This window comes from Streptomyces sp. NPDC001880 (assembly GCF_053594575.1).
This window is the reverse complement of sequence record NZ_JBSFET010000028.1, coordinates 44,155-60,340: the sequence shown is the minus strand read 5'-3', so window position 1 is coordinate 60,340 and position 16,186 is coordinate 44,155. Positions and strand designations below refer to the sequence as shown.

The 16,186-nt window shown below is 69.4% G+C and carries 15 protein-coding genes, 1 tRNA gene and 1 pseudogene; 10 read left to right on the top strand and 7 right to left on the bottom strand.

Annotated elements, in window-relative coordinates:
* Positions 1 to 26 precede the first annotated feature (26 nt).
* Complete coding sequence (locus ACWCQ6_RS18065; protein WP_451090227.1) at positions 27 to 572, bottom strand: ATP-binding protein; 546 nt, start codon at positions 570 to 572, stop codon at positions 27 to 29.
* 212 nt (positions 573 to 784) lie between these two features.
* On the opposite strand from ACWCQ6_RS18065, the gene ACWCQ6_RS18060 reads away from it, so the two are divergent.
* The 9 genes from ACWCQ6_RS18060 (at position 785) to ACWCQ6_RS18020 (ending at position 10,656) form a co-directional block, all read left to right on the top strand.
* Positions 785 to 1,582 (top strand): hypothetical protein, encoded by a 798-nt coding sequence (locus ACWCQ6_RS18060; RefSeq protein ID WP_451090225.1) that lies wholly within the window; start codon positions 785 to 787, stop codon positions 1,580 to 1,582.
* A gap of 154 nt (positions 1,583 to 1,736) precedes the next feature.
* Entirely contained in the window at positions 1,737 to 2,474 is a 738-nt protein-coding gene (locus tag ACWCQ6_RS18055; RefSeq protein ID WP_451090223.1) for a YcnI family copper-binding membrane protein, read from the top strand.
* A 45-nt stretch (positions 2,475 to 2,519) separates the two neighbouring features.
* Complete coding sequence (locus tag ACWCQ6_RS18050; protein ID WP_451090221.1) at positions 2,520 to 3,173, top strand: SCO family protein; 654 nt, start codon at positions 2,520 to 2,522, stop codon at positions 3,171 to 3,173.
* Positions 3,170 to 3,619, top strand: a complete 450-nt coding sequence (locus tag ACWCQ6_RS18045) for a copper chaperone PCu(A)C (protein WP_451090219.1) — start codon at positions 3,170 to 3,172, stop codon at positions 3,617 to 3,619. The genes ACWCQ6_RS18050 and ACWCQ6_RS18045 overlap by 4 nt, the downstream gene beginning before the upstream one ends.
* Before the next feature lie 14 nt (positions 3,620 to 3,633).
* Positions 3,634 to 5,631, top strand: a complete 1,998-nt coding sequence (locus ACWCQ6_RS18040) for a copper resistance CopC/CopD family protein (protein WP_451090217.1) — start codon at positions 3,634 to 3,636, stop codon at positions 5,629 to 5,631.
* A gap of 74 nt (positions 5,632 to 5,705) precedes the next feature.
* The gene (gene efeB, locus ACWCQ6_RS18035; protein ID WP_451090265.1) at positions 5,706 to 6,950 is read left to right on the top strand and encodes an iron uptake transporter deferrochelatase/peroxidase subunit; all 1,245 of its coding nucleotides are present in this window, start codon (positions 5,706 to 5,708) and stop codon (positions 6,948 to 6,950) included.
* 27 nt (positions 6,951 to 6,977) lie between these two features.
* On the top strand, positions 6,978 to 7,913 hold the full coding sequence (pheA, locus tag ACWCQ6_RS18030) for a prephenate dehydratase (protein WP_451090215.1): 936 nt from the start codon (positions 6,978 to 6,980) through the stop codon (positions 7,911 to 7,913).
* Positions 7,914 to 8,566: 653 nt separating this feature from the next.
* Positions 8,567 to 9,856, top strand: a complete 1,290-nt coding sequence (gene serS / locus ACWCQ6_RS18025; protein WP_451090213.1) for a serine--tRNA ligase — start codon at positions 8,567 to 8,569, stop codon at positions 9,854 to 9,856.
* Positions 9,853 to 10,656 (top strand): HAD family hydrolase, encoded by an 804-nt coding sequence (locus ACWCQ6_RS18020; RefSeq protein ID WP_451090211.1) that lies wholly within the window; start codon positions 9,853 to 9,855, stop codon positions 10,654 to 10,656. Before serS ends, ACWCQ6_RS18020 begins: the two co-directional genes overlap by 4 nt.
* Positions 10,657 to 10,701: 45 nt before the next feature.
* On the opposite strand, the gene ACWCQ6_RS18015 is transcribed toward ACWCQ6_RS18020, so the two are convergent.
* From ACWCQ6_RS18015 to ACWCQ6_RS17990, 6 genes and pseudogenes are all read right to left on the bottom strand, one after another.
* Positions 10,702 to 10,789 (bottom strand) — tRNA-Ser (locus ACWCQ6_RS18015).
* A gap of 288 nt (positions 10,790 to 11,077) precedes the next feature.
* Positions 11,078 to 11,371: a hypothetical protein gene (locus ACWCQ6_RS18010; RefSeq protein WP_451090209.1), complete on the bottom strand. Its 294-nt coding sequence runs from the start codon at positions 11,369 to 11,371 to the stop codon at positions 11,078 to 11,080.
* Positions 11,372 to 11,507: 136 nt separating this feature from the next.
* Positions 11,508 to 12,227 (bottom strand): ABC transporter permease, encoded by a 720-nt coding sequence (locus ACWCQ6_RS18005; RefSeq protein ID WP_451090207.1) that lies wholly within the window; start codon positions 12,225 to 12,227, stop codon positions 11,508 to 11,510.
* A 30-nt stretch (positions 12,228 to 12,257) separates the two neighbouring features.
* Positions 12,258 to 13,169, bottom strand: coding sequence for an ABC transporter ATP-binding protein (locus ACWCQ6_RS18000; protein WP_451090263.1), 912 nt, complete (start codon positions 13,167 to 13,169; stop codon positions 12,258 to 12,260).
* A complete protein-coding gene (locus ACWCQ6_RS17995) occupies positions 13,166 to 14,062 on the bottom strand; it encodes an ABC transporter permease (protein ID WP_451090205.1) in 897 nt (298 codons plus the stop codon). The genes ACWCQ6_RS18000 and ACWCQ6_RS17995 overlap by 4 nt, the downstream gene beginning before the upstream one ends.
* Positions 14,055 to 15,042: pseudogene (locus ACWCQ6_RS17990) on the bottom strand (ABC transporter ATP-binding protein); the annotation flags it as partial. The gene ACWCQ6_RS17995 and the pseudogene ACWCQ6_RS17990, both read right to left, overlap by 8 nt.
* Before the next feature lie 288 nt (positions 15,043 to 15,330).
* Between ACWCQ6_RS17990 and ACWCQ6_RS17985 the strand changes: the two are divergent.
* Entirely contained in the window at positions 15,331 to 16,182 is an 852-nt protein-coding gene (locus ACWCQ6_RS17985) for a M24 family metallopeptidase (protein ID WP_451090203.1), read from the top strand.
* Positions 16,183 to 16,186: the final 4 nt, after the last annotated feature.

Below are 16,186 nucleotides of genomic sequence, written 5' to 3'. Positions count from 1 at the left end.
CCGGAACGCGCCGAAGGACGCTCTGCTCAGGACACCATGAGCAGAGCGTCCTTCCGCCATTTCAGAACCTTGTCGAAGCTGACGACGGCGCCGCTGCCGGGGCGATTGCCGAAGTGCACATGGTCGGCGAGCTGCTCGATCAGACACAGCCCCCGACCGTCCTCGGCGGTGAGCGACGGGTACTGCTGGGGTCCGCGCTGCTGGGCCGCGGTACGAAGGGGGCTCCGGGCGGGAAACCCGGGCCCCGAATCGGCGACCTCGATACGGCACTTCTCGCCGTCCAGATAGGCGGTGACCCGGTACTGCCCGGAGGCGGCCCCGGGCAGTTCGTCCCACGCGTCCCACGGGTCCTGCGGAACGCCCTGGTCGCCCCGGTCCTCAAGGTCCTCCCCGGCCCTGCGGTCGCCGCCGTGCTCGACGGCGTTCGCACAGGCCTCGCTGAGCGCGACCGACAGATCGAAGGAGATGTCCGGGTCCACGCCCGCAGTCTCCATGGTGCCCAGCAGGAAGCGGCGGGCGAGCGGAACGCTCGCAGCCTCGCGCCGCAAATGGAGGGACCACCAGATGCTCATGCTCCAGCCTCCTGGCCGCGGCTCGACATACCGATACCTATTGCCGCCCGGCACCACGAGTAAGCACAGACCGGATGTGAGACCGCTCATTCGGCGGATACCAGCGCTCTGTACACCCGTGTATGCCCGGCCCGGTCGGCCCCGCCGGACGGGGGTGACCTTGCGGACCTGCCGTACGGAGCCCGGGGGCTCGGTGCGATGATGACCCCGCCATGTCTATGCCCGTCGCACGCGCCGGAGCCGGTCTGCGGCTCCTGAGGGCCGCGGTGTTCACCGCGGTCTGCGTCGCGCTGTCCGCGGCAGGTCACTCCCTGGCTTCCTGCGCGGCCGTCCCCTGGTGGACCCTGCTCGCGGGATTCCTGGGGATGTTCGCGACGGTGGCACTGTTCGCCGGACGCGAGCGTTCGCTGGCGTCCATCGCCACCGCGCTGGCCGGCGGACAGATCGCCCTGCACGTCCTGTTCGGCATGGGCACGCACGACACTCCGGTGAACACCGCGGCGGGCGACGACTCGTTGATCCGGTTCGCGGCGAGCCTCGTGTGCGGAGCCGGGCCGGCGCAGCTGAGCGCCGCCGAGGCACACCGCATCGTCGCCACCGCGGGCATCGACCCGGCGTCGGTGACGGCCGGCGGCCACGTGGCCGCCGCGTCCGGCACGGAACCGACCGCCCTCGCCACCCTGCTGCCCGACCTGCCCATGCTGCTCGGCCACCTGCTGGCCGCGGCGGCCACCGGCTGGCTGCTGCGTCGCGGCGAGATCGCCCTGTTCCGGCTGGTCCGGCTGTCCGCGCACGGCGCCCAGCAGATCGCGGCCGGGGCCCGGCTGCGCGCGCTGCGGGCGGCGCTCGCTCTCGTCGCCGCCCTGCGCGCCGGGTTTCCCGGCGGCCCGACGACCGGGCCGCGCACCCTCCGTACGGCGGTCGACGCCCCGCCCCCCGCCACCGGGGACTCCCTGCAGCACCAGGTGATCAGGCGCGGTCCGCCAACCGCGTACGCGCTCGCGGCCTGACACGACACCCTCCATCCGGCGTACGGACCACTCCGTGCGGTAACCGGTCGGCGCATGCACGCCGATCAAAGGGAAGAGATGAGGTGTCGTGATGCCGGCGCGCACCCGCGCGCCGGACCACCCTTCCTTCGTGCTCCGTGGAGTGATCCCTGTCATGAACGTTTCCCGCATCGCCCTCGTCGGCGGCGTCGCCGCGTCCTCCGTCCTGCTCCTCGCCGGTACGGCCTCCGCGCACGTCAGTGTGCAGCCGCAGGGCGAGGCCGCCAAGGGCGGTTACGCCACCGTCAACTTCAAGGTCCCCAACGAGCGCGACGACGCCTCGACGACCAAGCTCGAAGTCAGCTTCCCGACCGACCACCCACTGGCCTCCGTCATGCCGCAGGCCGTACCCGGCTGGGACATCGAGGTCACCAAGAGCAAGCTCGCCAAGCCGGTGGAGATGCACGGCCAGAAGATCAACGAGGCCGTCTCCAAGGTCACCTGGACCGCCACGGGCGACAAGGACGAGCGTGGCATCCGCCCCGGTGACTTCCAGCAGTTCCCGCTCTCCATCGGCCAGCTCCCGGAGGACGCCGACCAACTGGTGTTCAAGGCCATCCAGACGTACGACAACAAGGAAGTCGTCCGCTGGATCGAGGAGCAGAAGGCCGGCGCCGACGAGCCCGAGAGCCCGGCGCCCGTTCTCACCCTGACCCCGCCGACCACCGGCGAGCACGGCGCGGCCGCCGACGCCAAGAGTGGCGACGCCGAGGCGGCGGACAAGCGGACGACGGCTGCCTCGGACGCGCCCTCCAGCGACACCACGGCCCGCGTCCTCGGCATCATCGGCATCGTCATCGGCGTGGCCGGGGTGGCCTTCGGCGTCCTCGCCGGCCGCCGCCGCGCCGCATGATCCACAGCTCCACCCGTCCCACCAACCCTCAGGAACCAGTGCTCCATGCCTAAGAAAACGGTGCTGGCCGCGGCGTTCGTCGCCGCGGCCGCGCTCACCCTGTCCGCCTGCGGCAGCAGCGACGACAGCGCCAAGAAGCCCGTCGCCGACGTATCGGTCGAGGCGAAAACCAAGGCCGCGACCGTCCTGGACCAGCCGTTCACCAAGCCGAACCTCGTTCTCACCGACACCCACGGCAAGAAGTACGACCTCCGGGAGCAGACCAAGGGCAAGCCGACCCTGATCTACTTCGGCTACACCAACTGCCCCGATGTCTGCCCGCTCGTCATGAGCAACATCGCCATTGCCAAGAAGTCGCTGCCCAAGGCCGACCAGGAGAAGCTCCAGGTCATCTTCGTCACCACCGATCCCGAGCGGGACACCCCGTCCTCGCTCGGCAGTTGGCTCAAGGCTCAGGACACCTCCTTCATAGGCCTCACCGGCGACTTCCCGACCATCCAGGCGGGCGCACGCCAGATCGGCATCGGCATCGACGCGCCGAAGAAGGAGAAGGACGGCACGATCTCCTCGATGCACGGGTCCCAGGTCATCGCGTTCTCCCCGAAGACCGACAAGGGCTACCTCGTCTACAGCGAGGACACCTCCCCCGACGACTACGCCAAGGACCTCCCCAAGATCATCAAGGGGGAGACCCCGTGAACCGCCGCACCGCCCTCGCCGGCGTCGTCGTCCTCACCGCGGGACTGACGCTGGCGGGTTGCTCGTCCTCGGACAGCGCGCCGGAGCTCAAGGTGAGCGGCGCGTACATGCCGCAGCCCGTCAGCGACATGGCGGCCGGATTCCTCGTCGTGAAGAACAGCGGCGCGGAGTCCGACCGGCTCACCTCCGTCACCAGCCCGCTCTCCGACGACATCACGATCCACGAGACGAAGAACCAGACGATGCGCATGGTGACGTCCTTCGACGTGCCCGCGGGCGGCGAGCTGAAGCTGCAGCGCGGCGGAAACCACATCATGTTCATGAAGCTCAAGCAGCAGCCCAAGCAGGGCGAAAAGGTGTCCGTGGAGCTGCACTTCGAGAAGGCCGACCCGATAAAGGTCGACCTTCCCGTGAAGGAGACCACCTACAACCCGAAAAAGCAGTGAGGGACTGACTCGTCATGACAGCCACCGCCCCGCACTTCGGACCGCCCCCGTCCACTCCCGCGGTACGCCGCCCACTCGCCGCAGCCGCGCTCCTTGCCGCCCTCGTCGGCATGGTGTTCAGCCTGTTGCTGGCAGGCGCGGGCCCCGCGTCCGCGCATGCCGCACTGACCGGGAGCGATCCGCAGGACGGGGCGGTGGTCGCCACCGCCCCCAAGGAAGTCACGCTCACCTTCTCCGAGCAGGTCGCCATGGGCGACGACTCCATCCGGATCCTGGACCCCGCCGGCAAACGCGCCGACACCGGCGCCGCACCACGTGATCTGCAGAGCGGGTCCACCGTGAAGTACGGCGTATCGCTGCACTCCGGGCTGCCCGACGGGACGTACACCGTCGCCTGGCAGGCCGTGTCGGCGGACAGCCACCCCGTGTCCGGCGCCTTCACCTTCTCCGTCGGAGCACCCTCGAAGACCGCCGTGGCGCTCCCGACGGACCAGGCCGGCGGCGGCCTCGTCGGCACGCTGTACGACATCGCGCGCTACGCCGCGTACGCCGGTTTCATCCTGCTGGCCGGCGGCTCCGCCTTCGTACTGGCCTGCTGGCAGCGCGGGGCGGGATCCCGCCCGCTCCAGCGCCTGGTGGCACGCGGCTGGACGACCCTCACCGTCGCCACCCTGGCCATGCTCCTCCTGCGCAACCCGTACACCGGGTCGGGGAAGCTCGTGGACGCCTTCGACCTCGACGGGCTGAAGGCCGTGCTCGACACCAAGACCGGCGCCGCGCTGGTCTCCCGGCTGCTGCTGCTCGGCGCCTCCGCGCTCTTCGTCGCCGTGCTCTTCGGAACCTACGCCAGGCGCGAGGACGAGCGCGAGAAGAGGGACCTCACCTTCGGACTGGCCATCGGCGGCACGGTGATCGCGGCCGGGATCGCCGGGACATGGGCGCTCGCCGAGCATGCCTCGACCGGGATCCAGTCCGGCATCGCCATGCCGGTCGACGTGCTCCACCTGCTGGCCGCCGCCGCCTGGCTCGGTGGTCTCACGGCCCTGCTGGTCGCGCTCTACCGGGCCCCCGACATCGATGCGACGGCCGTACGGCGCTTCTCCCACGTCGCGTTCGGCAGCGTGATCGTGCTCGCCGCGACCGGGATCTACCAGTCCTGGCGCCAGGTCGGCACCTGGTCCGCGCTCACCGGCACCGGATACGGGCAGTTGCTGCTCGTGAAGGTGGGGCTGGTAGCCGTCCTGATCGTGATCGCCTGGTTCTCACGACGCTGGACGGCTCGCCTGGTCACGGGCGGGGGCGGCGCGGTGACGGAGTCCGGGGCCGTGACCGAGGCCGAGGCACGGGCCGGGGTCGGGGTCGGGGAGAGTGCCGACGACGGGGACGGAAAGCAGTCTTCGGCGGAGGCGTCCGAGAAGGCCGAGAAGGCCGAGGACCCCGCGCGGGCGGCTCAACTCGCCCGGCAGCAGGCCGCCGTGGCCACCGCCGAGAGGAAGCGGATCCGCGACGCCGACCCCGACCGGTCCGGGCTGCGCCGGTCGGTGCTGGCCGAAGTGGGAGTCGCCGTGGCGCTGCTGGCGGTGACCACCGTACTGACCTCGACCGAGCCGGCGCGTACCGAGGAGGAAGCAGCCCGCTCGTCCACGGCGGCGGCCGCACCGGCGAACGATGGCCCGGTCAGCCTGAAGCTGCCCTTCGACACGGGCGGCGAGAACGGCAGGGGAACGGTGCGGATGGAGATCACCCCTGCCCGTACCGGCGTCAATGAGCTCCACATCTGGGTCGACGGCACCGACGGAAAGGCCATGGACGTCCCCGAGCTGAAGGTCGCCTTCACCTTGGAGTCCAAGGACATCGGACCGCTCCCCGTGATCCCCGCCCGGCTGACCGAGGGCCACTGGGCCGCCGACGGCGTCCAGATCCCGATGGCGGGCAACTGGAAGGTCGCCGTGACCGTACGTACGTCGGACATCGACCAGACGACCATCGACAAGAACGTAGAGATCGGTTGAGCAGGATCGTGAGCGCAGACAACAACAGGAAAGCAACCGGCAGCGGGGACGACGGTGTCCGCAGCAGCGCGGGCATCTCCCGGCGCCGGCTGATCGGCAGCGCGGGCGCTGCCGGTGCGACCGGGCTGGTGCTGGGCGCGGCGGGCGGTGCCACCGGCTACGCCGCGACCCGGCCCGACGAGCCCGCCGCGCTGACCACGGTCGGCTCCACCCGGGTGATGTTTCACGGGAAACATCAACCGGGGATCACCACTCCGCTTCAGGCCTGCGGCCATCTCGTCGCCTTCGACCTGGTGCCCGGTGCCGGACGCAAGGAGGCCATTGCTCTGATGCGCCGGTGGTCGGCCGCGGCCGGCCACCTGATGGCCGGCGAGCCCGCCGGGAGCGGCGCTGCGGACGGGCCGGACCACGACACCGGCATCGCGCTGGATGCCGGACCGTCCTCGCTGACCGTCACCTTCGGCTTCGGCCGGACCTTCTTCGAACGCACGGGCCTGACGGACCACCGCCCGCCGGGGCTCGACCCGCTGCCGCCCTTCTCCTCCGACCGCATCGACGCCGAGCGCTCCAACGGTGACCTCTGGGTCCAGATCGGCGCGGACGACGCCCTCGTCGCCTTTCACGCACTGCGTGCCGTGCAGAAGGAGGCCGCCCCGGCGGCCAGGGTCCGCTGGCAGATGAACGGCTTCAACCGCGCTCCCGGCGCCACGGCCCAGCCGATGACCGCCCGCAATCTGATGGGCCAGGTGGACGGCACCGCCAACCCGAAACCGGCCGAGAGCGACTTCGAGCGCCGCGTCTTCGTCCCGGGCGGAACCGATGCGAAGTACGACTGGCTCGCGGGCGGCTCGTACGTGGTTGTGCGCCGGATCAGGATGCTGCTCGACGACTGGGAGAAGCTCCCGGTGGCACGGCAGGAGCAGGTCATAGGGCGCCGGAAGGAGGACGGCGCCCCGCTGAGCGGTGGCACCGAGACCACCGCGATGGACCTCGACCGGGCGGGCCCCGACGGCAAGCTCCTGATCCCGGAAAACGCCCACGCCCGGATCTCCACCCCCGAGACGAACAGCGGTGCGGCCATGCTGCGGCGCCCCTTCTCGTACCACGACGGCATCTCGGCGGACGGCACTCCGGACGCCGGTCTGTTGTTCATCTGCTGGCAGGCGGATCCGCTGCGCGGGTTCATTCCGGTGCAGCGCAAGCTGGACCGGGGCGATGCCCTGTCGCCGTTCATCCGGCACGAGGCGAGCGGCCTGTTCGCGGTGCCGGGCGGTGCGGCCGACGGCGAGTACGTGGGGCAGCGGCTGCTGGAGTCCTGAGCCATCGGGGCGCATTAGGGTGACGGTATGTCCGCCACGCGCTACGCATATCTCGGCCCCGAAGGCACTTTCACCGAGGTCGCCCTCCGTACGCTCCCGGAGGCCGCCACCCGCGAACTCGTCCCGATGGTCTCCGTACCGGCGGCTCTGGACGCGGTACGCAGCGGGGCCGCCGCGGCGGCGCTCGTGCCGATCGAGAACTCGGTCGAGGGCGGCATCACCGCGACACTCGACGAGCTGACCACCGGCGAGCCGCTGATGATCTACCGCGAGGTGCTGCTCTCCATCACCTTCGCGCTGCTGGTGCGGCCGGGTACGAAGCTGTCCGACATCAAGTCGGTCACCGCGCACCCGGCCGCACAGCCGCAGGTGCGCAACTGGATGGCCGCCCACCTCCCGGACGCCGTGTGGGAGTCGGCGGCCTCCAACGCGGACGGGGCCCGGCTGGTGCAGGAGGGCCGGTACGACGCCGCCTTCGCCGGTGAGTTCGCGGCGGCGACCTACGGTCTCGAACCGCTGGTGACCGAGATCCATGACGCGGTGAACGCGCAGACCCGCTTCGTCCTGGTGGGCCGCCCGGCCCGGCCTGCGGCACCGACGGGCGCGGACAAGACCTCGGTGGTCATCTGGCTGGGTGAGGACCACCCCGGTGCGCTGCTCGAACTGCTCCAGGAGTTCGCGGTGCGCGGGGTGAACCTGATGCTGATCCAGTCGCGGCCGACGGGTGCCGGCATCGGGAACTACTGCTTCGCGGTGGACGCCGAAGGGCACATCGCCGACCGCCGGGTCGGCGAGGCGTTGATGGGGCTGAAGCGGATCTGCCCGAAAGTACGATTCCTGGGTTCGTATCCGCGTGCGGGGGTCGCGTTGCAGGACGTACGGCCGCTGCGGGCGGGCACATCGGACGCGGAGTTCACGGAGGCCGCTGACTGGCTGGCCAGGAACCTGGACGGACGGGGCTGACGGACGGGATCGAGGAGACCGGGCCCGCCAGGGCTGACGAAGTCGGTCGGGACCGGGCCCGTCGGGGGGTTCTCGGGTCTCAGCGCACCCTCACCGCTGGTCCGATCTGCCGATTTTCGATATCCACAGAGTTATCCACAGGAGCGGTTCCCGACCTGGGGACAAGTCGACACCTCAATGCGACATGGTCGACATATCACCCCAGTCGACTCAGGTGCATCCACAGGCTGACAGGTCGCCTGGGTCGCCCCACCTCGCCCCAATTCCATTGATCAACTCTTTAGGACGGTAAATTCCCACCCGAACGAGCACCTGAAGCGGGTTTGAACGGGAAATCCATGAGCCACCGCACGACTTCCGGAATGCCCCCTTCCGGCATCCACAGACCTTCCTCACACCCTGTGGATAACTTTCGAAAGCCCAGGAGCCTGTGGACAAGTAACGGCCAACTTCCGCTCCAGGTAAGGGGGATACGTCAAGACGAGTGAAGCCTTCTACCCCATTTGGGTGAGTAAGCTCTTTCTATTGACGATCTGGATCCGCTCCAGCCACACAATCTCCCCCAGCATTGCCAATTCAGGCAATTAGGGCAAAGTGACACGCTCGGCAATATCGGTTCGAGCGGAGGAAGTGCACACCGGTAGCCTGGAGGGGTGATTGACCTTCGCCTGCTCCGTGAGGACCCCGACCGTGTTCGCGCCTCCCAGCGCGCCCGTGGAGAGGACGTCGGACTCGTCGACGCCCTTCTCTCCGCCGACGAACGGCGCAGGTCGTCCGGTGTCCGCTTCGACGAACTCCGCTCCGAACAGAAAGCGCTTGGCAAACTCATCCCCAAGGCCTCGCCCGACGAGCGCGCCGAGCTGCTCAAGAGGGCCGAGCAGCTGAAGGCCGACGTCAAGGCCGCCGACGCCGCACAGGACGAGGCCGACGCCGAGGCCAAGAGCCTGATGCTCCAGATCGGAAACATCGTCCACGAGGACGTGCCGGTCGGCGGCGAGGAGGACTTCGTCGTCCTGGAGACGCACGGCACGATCCGTGACTTCGGGGCCGAGGGCTTCGAGCCCAAGGACCACCTGGAGCTCGGCGAGAAGCTCGGCGCCATCGACATGGAACGCGGCGCCAAGGTCTCCGGCTCGCGCTTCTACTACCTGACGGGCGTCGGCGCACTGCTGGAGCTGGCTCTCGTCAACGCGGCGATCGCGCAGGCCACCGAGGCCGGCTTCGTCCCGATGCTGACGCCGGCGCTGGTCCGCCCGCGCGCCATGGAGGGCACCGGATTCCTAGGCCAGGCCGCGGAGAACGTGTACCACCTGGAGAAGGACGACTTCTACCTGGTCGGCACCTCCGAGGTCCCGCTCGCCGCGTACCACATGGACGAGATCATCGACGCCGAGAAGCTGCCGCTGCGCTACGCGGGCTTCTCCCCCTGCTACCGCCGCGAGGCCGGTACGTACGGCAAGGACACCCGGGGCATCTTCCGGGTGCACCAGTTCGACAAGGTCGAGATGTTCTCCTACGTCGACCCGGCGGACGCCGAGGCGGAGCACCGCAGGCTCCTCGACTGGGAGAAGCAGTGGCTCACCGCTCTTGAGCTGCCCTTCCAGGTGATCGATGTCGCCACCGGCGACCTGGGCGCCTCGGCCTCCCGGAAGTTCGACTGCGAGGCGTGGATCCCGACGCAGGGCAAGTACCGCGAGCTGACCTCCGCGTCGAACTGCAACGGTTTCCAGGCTCGCCGCCTGTCCGTCCGGATGCGCGACACCCGCGACGGCAAGAAGGTCCTCCAGCCGCTGTCCACGCTGAACGGCACGCTCTGTGCCGTACCGCGAACGATCGTGGCGATTCTGGAGAACCACCAGTTGGCCGACGGTTCGGTGCGGGTGCCCGAGGTGCTCCGGCCGTATCTGGGCGGGCGCGAGGTTCTGGAGCCGGTCGCCAAGTGACCTTCCCGTACAGGCTCGTTGCGACCGATCTCGACGGCACGCTGCTGCGTGACGACGACACGGTCTCCGAGCGCACCCGCGCGGCACTGGCCGCGGCGACCGCGGCCGGTGCCGCGCACATCATCGTCACCGGCCGGGCGGTCCCCTGGACCCGCCACATCCTGGACGACCTCGGCTACGAGGGACTCGCCGTCTGCGGCCAGGGCGCACAGGTCTACCACGCGGGCGAGCGCAAGCTGCTGACCTCGCTGACGCTGGACCGGCAGCTCGCCGGTCTCGCGCTGTCCAAGGTCGAGGCCGAGGTCGGGCCGCTGGCTCTGGCGGCGAGCCGCGACGGGCTCGACGGCGAGGTGATGGTCGGCCCCGGCTACCGGGTACAGGAAGGCCCGCTTCCGGCTGTCTTCGTGAAGGACCCGGCCGAGCTGTGGTCCGCGCCCCTGAACAAGGTCTACCTCCAGCATCCCGACCTGGACGACGACGCACTGGCGAAGGCCGCGCGCGCGGCCGTCGGCAATCTCGTGGACGTGGTCGTGGCAGGTCCGGGAGTGGTGGAGATCCTGCCGCTGGGGCTGAGCAAGGCGACCGGGCTCTCGCTGGCCGCGCGTCGGCTGGGCGTGAAGGCCGCGGACACCCTGGCCTTCGGCGACATGCCGAACGACATCCCGATGTTCGCCTGGGCGCGGCGGGGCGTGGCGATGGCCAACGCGCACGAGGACCTGAAGGCCGTGGCCCAGGAGATCACCGCGTCCAACGAGGACGACGGCATCGCCGTGGTGCTGGAGCAGCTGCTCCAGTCGTAGGAGTGCGGACGCAGGGACGCGTGCCGACGCGCGGCCCTGCTGCGGCGGAGGATGCGCGGATCGAACGCGCGCGGGGTTCACGGCCCCGACGACGGCTTAGCAAGCCGCTGCCTTACCACTCGGCCAATCCTCCGGGTGGGCGGCCGCGCGATGCGCAGACCGGGCCGCCCCGGGCGTGCTGCTCCGGGCGCGGCAGGGTGGAGTCTTCGGTGACTACGCCGGCGCCTGCTCGGGTCCGTCCTGCGGGGAACTCGACGGACTCGGACTCTCGGTCATCGTCGCGCTCCTCTCCCAGTCCGTGGCATGCCTGTCGGTGTGCTGTTCCTGCCGGCGTGTGCCGCACCGACAACTGTGCCGGGGACGGCCTTTCGGCGCCACCCGTTTTCCGGGCGGCGCCGAAAGGCCGCGAACTCCCGCCGGATCAGCGCTGCTTGTTGTTGCGGCGGCTCAGATCCTTCAGTGTCCGGGCGAGATCGTCCATCCTGCGGTCGATGCGGACGATGTCCTCGGACATGTGGCCCAGCCGTACGCTCATGGCGCCGACGACCTGATGCGTGACGCCCAGCCTCCGGTCGAGGCTGTCGAGCCGGTGCGACATCCGGTCGAGGACGGGGCCGAGCCCGGCGGGTGCTGCTCCCTCACCGGCACCGGCAATCCCTGTTTCACGAAAGCTACGACGCCACAGATTCCGGTTGCCTCCACGCACCCTGCTCAACGAACCGATAACCGTACAGTTACGCGTACAACTGCCGGGAATGCGTCAACCCCCGCCCGGATGGCGAGGGTTGACGGATGCCGGAGTTTTCAGAAATGGACCGTTCGGTGAGGTGGGCCGGAGGGCGGCCCCCCGGTCACTCGTCGCCGGCCAGCTTCAGCGTGCGCAGCTTCTGGCCCGCGTACCAGGTCGCCACCACCGTGACCGCCGCCAGCAGGACCGTCGCGGCCGGCAGTCCGACGTCGGAGGTGATCGTGCCCGCCCCGCCGACCTTCTCGGCGACCGCGAGGGACCACTGCTGGACGCTGAGCGTGCGCGCGCCGGGCACCAGGGTGCCGAACAGGGCCTCCCACACCAGCGCGTAGACGAGGCCGAAGACGACCGCGTGCCGGCTGACGGTGCCCAGCAGCAGGAACAACGCGCTGTACGCGATCGAGGCGACCAGTGCCGCGATGGTGTAGGCGACCGCGATCTGCTGGCCGTTGCCGTTGAGGATCAGGCCCGCGATCAGCGTGGGCAGCGCGGAGAAGACCATCGTCACGGCGATGGCGACGATCAGCTTGGTGAAGATGATCGTCGGCCGCTTCACCGGCTTGGACAGCAGATAGACGATCGAGCCGTCGTCGATCTCGGGACCGATGGCCCCGGTTCCCGCGATCACTCCGATCAGCGGCACCATCGTGGCGATGGCGAAACCGCCCAGCACGTCCGAGGCCACCTGGTCGTCGGACCCGGTGAGCACCCGTACCGCGAAGGCGATGGCCACCAGCAGTGCGGGCAGGACGAACAGGATGGCGGCCCGGCGCCGGCCGAGCAGGGCCCGGTAGGTGAGCCGGGCGACTGTGGGGTCGTACATGACGCTTCACAGCTCCTTTCAGGCCACTACTCAGGCCGCTACGAGATAGGAAAAGACCGATTCGAGGGACTCGTCGGACGGCGAAACGGTCAGAAGACGAATTCCGTGCTCCCGCGCGACCTTCGGCAGCAGTTCGGTGAAGCGACCGAAGTCGACCGCCTGGATCCGCAGCGCCCGTTCGCCCAGGTCCACTTCGATACCGGCCGTCGACGGATCGGCGATCAGCGCGGCGGCGAGGGCGCGGTCGTCGCTGGAACGTACGAGATAGCGGTGCGGTCGGTCCGTCATCAGCCGGCGGATCCTGCGGAAGTCGCCGGACGCCGCGTGTCGTCCCGCCACGATCACCTCGATGTGGGAGGCGAGTTGCTCGACCTCTTCGAGGATGTGGGAGGAGAAGAGCACCGTACGGCCCTGGGCCCCCATCTGCCGCAGCAGCTCCATCAGTTGCATCCGCTGGCGCGGGTCCATGCCGTTGAACGGCTCGTCGAGCAGCAGCACCGACGGTTCGTGGACCAGGGCGGACGCCATCTTCACGCGCTGGCGCATGCCCTTGCTGTACGTCGAGATCTTGCGGTCCTGCGCGTACTCCATCTCGACCGTGGCCAGCGCCTTCTGCGCCTCCGCGTCGCCGAGCCCCTGGAGCTCGGCGTTGGCGACGACGAACTCGTAGCCGGTCAGGAAGTCGTACATGGCCTCCCGCTCCGGCACGATCCCGATCTCCTTGTACACGGCTTCGTTGCGCCAGATCGCCTGGCCGTCCAGCGTGACCGTGCCCGTGGACGGGGCGAGGAAGCCGGCCATCATGTTGATCAGCGTGGACTTTCCCGCACCGTTGGGACCGAGCAGACCGGTGACTCCCGGGCCCACCGTCATGCTCACGTCGTTGACGGCGACCACATTGCCGAACCAGCGCGAGGTGTGGTCGATCTCGATGGTGGTCACAGCCCGACCCTCCGGTAGCGGCGCATCAGTACGGCGTACGAGCCGGCGACGAGCGCGAGAACAACGATCAGATAGACCAGGCCGACCCCGGCTCCCGGGCCTTCCCCTCCGGGGAAGGCCGAGTTGGCCCCGAGGAACGCGGTCTGCACGCCGCCGATCAGCGTGATGGGGGAGAAGAGCCCCAGCCACTCGATGGCGCCGGAGGACCCCGTCTGCCAGGCGATGGCCTGGACCGTGGAGACCGCACCGTAGGTGATGGTCAGTACGGCGATCACCGCGGCGACACCGAAGCCGCGGCGCGGTGTCAGCGCGGCCATCACCAGGCCGAGTGCGGCGAAGAGCACCGAGAGCAGCGCCACCGATACCAGCCCCTGTCCGAATCCCTTGGTCTGGTCGGCGAAGTCGAACTTCCCGAGCAGCGCGCCCACATAGAGGATGAGGAGCGGCGTGCCGGTGAGAATGAAGAGCGCGGACGCCATGGCCGCCATCTTGGCCAGGACGTAGTCGACCCGTTCGATCGGCCGCGAGAAATACAGCGGCACACTCTTGAAACGCAGGTCCCGGGAGACCGACTGCGGTGCCTGTGCGGCGAGGAAGAGGCCGATCACGGCCTGGAGATAGATCGCGAACGCGGTGTACTTGATCGGCAGGGACGTCGATCCGGGGGCGGCGATGGCGACGGCGACGATGATCGCCGCGATCATGCACATCACGCCGAAGAGCAGCATCGGCAGCACCTTGGACTTGGCGGAACGGCCGAGTCCGAACGCACCCCGCAGGGACTGCGAGTAGAGCGAGCGCCGCGCATAGCCGCGGCCCAGCCGCGGGCCGTCGTAGGAGCGGTACCCGATGTTGTGGATGCGGGAGGTCTCGCTCCCGGTCTCGGTGCTCATCACGACCGCTCCCCTTCTGCTGTACGGCGTTCTGCAGGCGCGGGCGCGTTCTGGGCCACGGCTGCGGACGCGGGCGCCGGGTCGGTACGGAAGACCTCGGCAATGTGGTGGCGCCGCTGCTCCATCCGCACGAGGCCGAGTCCGAGGCCGGCGACGCTGTCGCGCACGATGTCGTACGTCTCGTCGCCGGTCGCCTCGACCAGCAGGATGTGGCCCGCGCCGGGCAGCCCCTGGGCGTCGTGGCCGTCCTGGCCGATGAACTTCACGCCGGCCCGGGTGAGGACCTGGCGCAGCGCGTCGGTGCCGTCCGGGTGGGTGTCGCTGTCGGTGACCTCGACGGCGAGGGTCGCGGTGGTCTGGGTGAAGTCGCTGGTGGAGCTGGAGCGCAGGAGTGTGCCGCCGTCGATGACGACGACATGGTCACAGGTGCGTTCCAGCTCGCCCAGGAGGTGCGAGGTGACCAGGACCGAGATGCCGAAGTCGGTGTGGACGCGGCGGATCAGTCCGAGCATCTCGTCGCGGCCGACCGGGTCGAGGCCGTTGGTCGGCTCGTCGAGCAGGACCAGCTGCGGGTCGTGGACCAGCGCCTGCGCCAGCTTCACGCGCTGCTTCATACCGGTCGAGTAGCCGCCGATGGGGCGGTAGCGCTCCTCGTAGAGGCCGACGTGCCGGAGCGTGTCGGCGGTGCGTTCGCGCGCCGCCGTCGGCGGCAGCCCGGACATCCGCGCCATGTGGACGACGAACTCGGTGGCCGAGACGTCCGGTGGCAGGCAGTCGTGCTCGGGCATGTAGCCGACCCGTTCCCGGATGGCGGCACCACTGGTGGCGACGTCGAGCCCGAGCACGGCGGCCCGGCCTTCGGTGGCGGGGGACAGACCCAGCAGGATCTTGATCAATGTGGACTTGCCGGCTCCGTTGGAACCCACCAGGCCGGTCACACCGGGGCCGATGTCCAGGGAGAGCCGGTCAAGTGCGGTCACCCGGGGGAACCGCTTGCTCAGGCTTTCGGTCGCGATCACAGTCACAGTCCGAAGGTAGTGGCGCGGGCCACATCAGTCGTCAGCCCTGGCGGCTGGATCGGCCTCCGACTCCAGATGTACGGACCCGTAGGGGGCCACCACGGGGGTATGACATCCGCGGCCGGAGTGGGGTCCGGAGCGTTGTCCACAGGTCCCCGCACACCCCTTGACGTAGCCGCTGGGCATTGTCACATTCATCAGTGTCACGTTACGGGCACGTACCGCACACGACAGGGGACGGACGGTGGCATGGCTTCGGCAGTGAAGGACACAAGGGCCCCGGATCTGCAGGCGTTCAGAGAAGTGCAAAGCCTCGCGTACGCCTGCGCGGAGGCGGTTGCGGGCCGGCTCCGGCCGGGGGTGACCGAGCGTGAGGCGGCTCGTATGCAGCGCGACTGGCTGCGTGAGCGCGGGGTGCGGGACTGGTTCCATCTTCCCTTCGCCTGGTTCGGGGACCGCACGGCGTTCGTCGGCTTCAGAGTCCCCCTGCAGTTCTTCCCGACCAACCGGAAGCTGGAGCCGGGGATGCCCTTCATCCTCGACATGGCTCCGGTGTACAAGGGCTTCACGGCCGATATCGGCTACTCCGGCCGTCTGGGGCTCAACCCCCTGCACGACAAGCTGCTCGCCGATCTGGAGGCCCACCGCGAGCTGATACTGCGCGAGGTGCGCGAGCGGCGTTCACTGCGCGAGATATATGAGGACGTCGACCGCCTGATGATCAGGCAGGGCTACGCCAACAGGCATCGCGCCTACCCCTTCGGCGTCATAGCCCACAAGGTCGACCGCGTTGCCGAACGCCGTTGGTCCCCACATGTGTTCGGCTTCGGCACCCAGTCCCTCAAGGGGCTGATGAGCGACGCTCTGCACGGGCACCGGGACGGCTGGTCGCCGCTGTGGAGTCCGTACCACTTCTCCGACCACCCGCCGCAGCCCGGCCTGTGGGCGGTCGAGCCGCATCTCGGGTTCCGGGGCACAGGTGCCAAGTTCGAGGAGATCCTGGTGGTCACCGACTCCAAGGACCCCGAGGAGAGCGCCTTTTGGCTGGACGACGATCTGCCGCATGTGCGGCGCTGGGCCGAGGAAAGGGTGGCGGCATGAGTCT

Excerpts from the sequence above, each read along its gene's own strand:
- ACWCQ6_RS18065 (WP_451090227.1), bottom strand. The coding sequence starts at position 572 with ATGAGCATCTGGTGGTCCCTCCATTTGCGGCGCGAGGCTGCGAGCGTT.
- ACWCQ6_RS18060 (WP_451090225.1), top strand. The coding sequence starts at position 785 with ATGTCTATGCCCGTCGCACGCGCCGGAGCCGGTCTGCGGCTCCTGAGG.
- ACWCQ6_RS18055 (WP_451090223.1), top strand. The coding sequence starts at position 1,737 with ATGAACGTTTCCCGCATCGCCCTCGTCGGCGGCGTCGCCGCGTCCTCC.
- ACWCQ6_RS18050 (WP_451090221.1), top strand. The coding sequence starts at position 2,520 with ATGCCTAAGAAAACGGTGCTGGCCGCGGCGTTCGTCGCCGCGGCCGCG.
- ACWCQ6_RS18040 (WP_451090217.1), top strand. The coding sequence starts at position 3,634 with ATGACAGCCACCGCCCCGCACTTCGGACCGCCCCCGTCCACTCCCGCG.
- pheA (WP_451090215.1), top strand. The coding sequence starts at position 6,978 with ATGTCCGCCACGCGCTACGCATATCTCGGCCCCGAAGGCACTTTCACC.
- ACWCQ6_RS18005 (WP_451090207.1), bottom strand. The coding sequence starts at position 12,227 with ATGTACGACCCCACAGTCGCCCGGCTCACCTACCGGGCCCTGCTCGGC.
- ACWCQ6_RS17995 (WP_451090205.1), bottom strand. The coding sequence starts at position 14,062 with ATGAGCACCGAGACCGGGAGCGAGACCTCCCGCATCCACAACATCGGG.
- ACWCQ6_RS17985 (WP_451090203.1), top strand. The coding sequence starts at position 15,331 with ATGGCTTCGGCAGTGAAGGACACAAGGGCCCCGGATCTGCAGGCGTTC.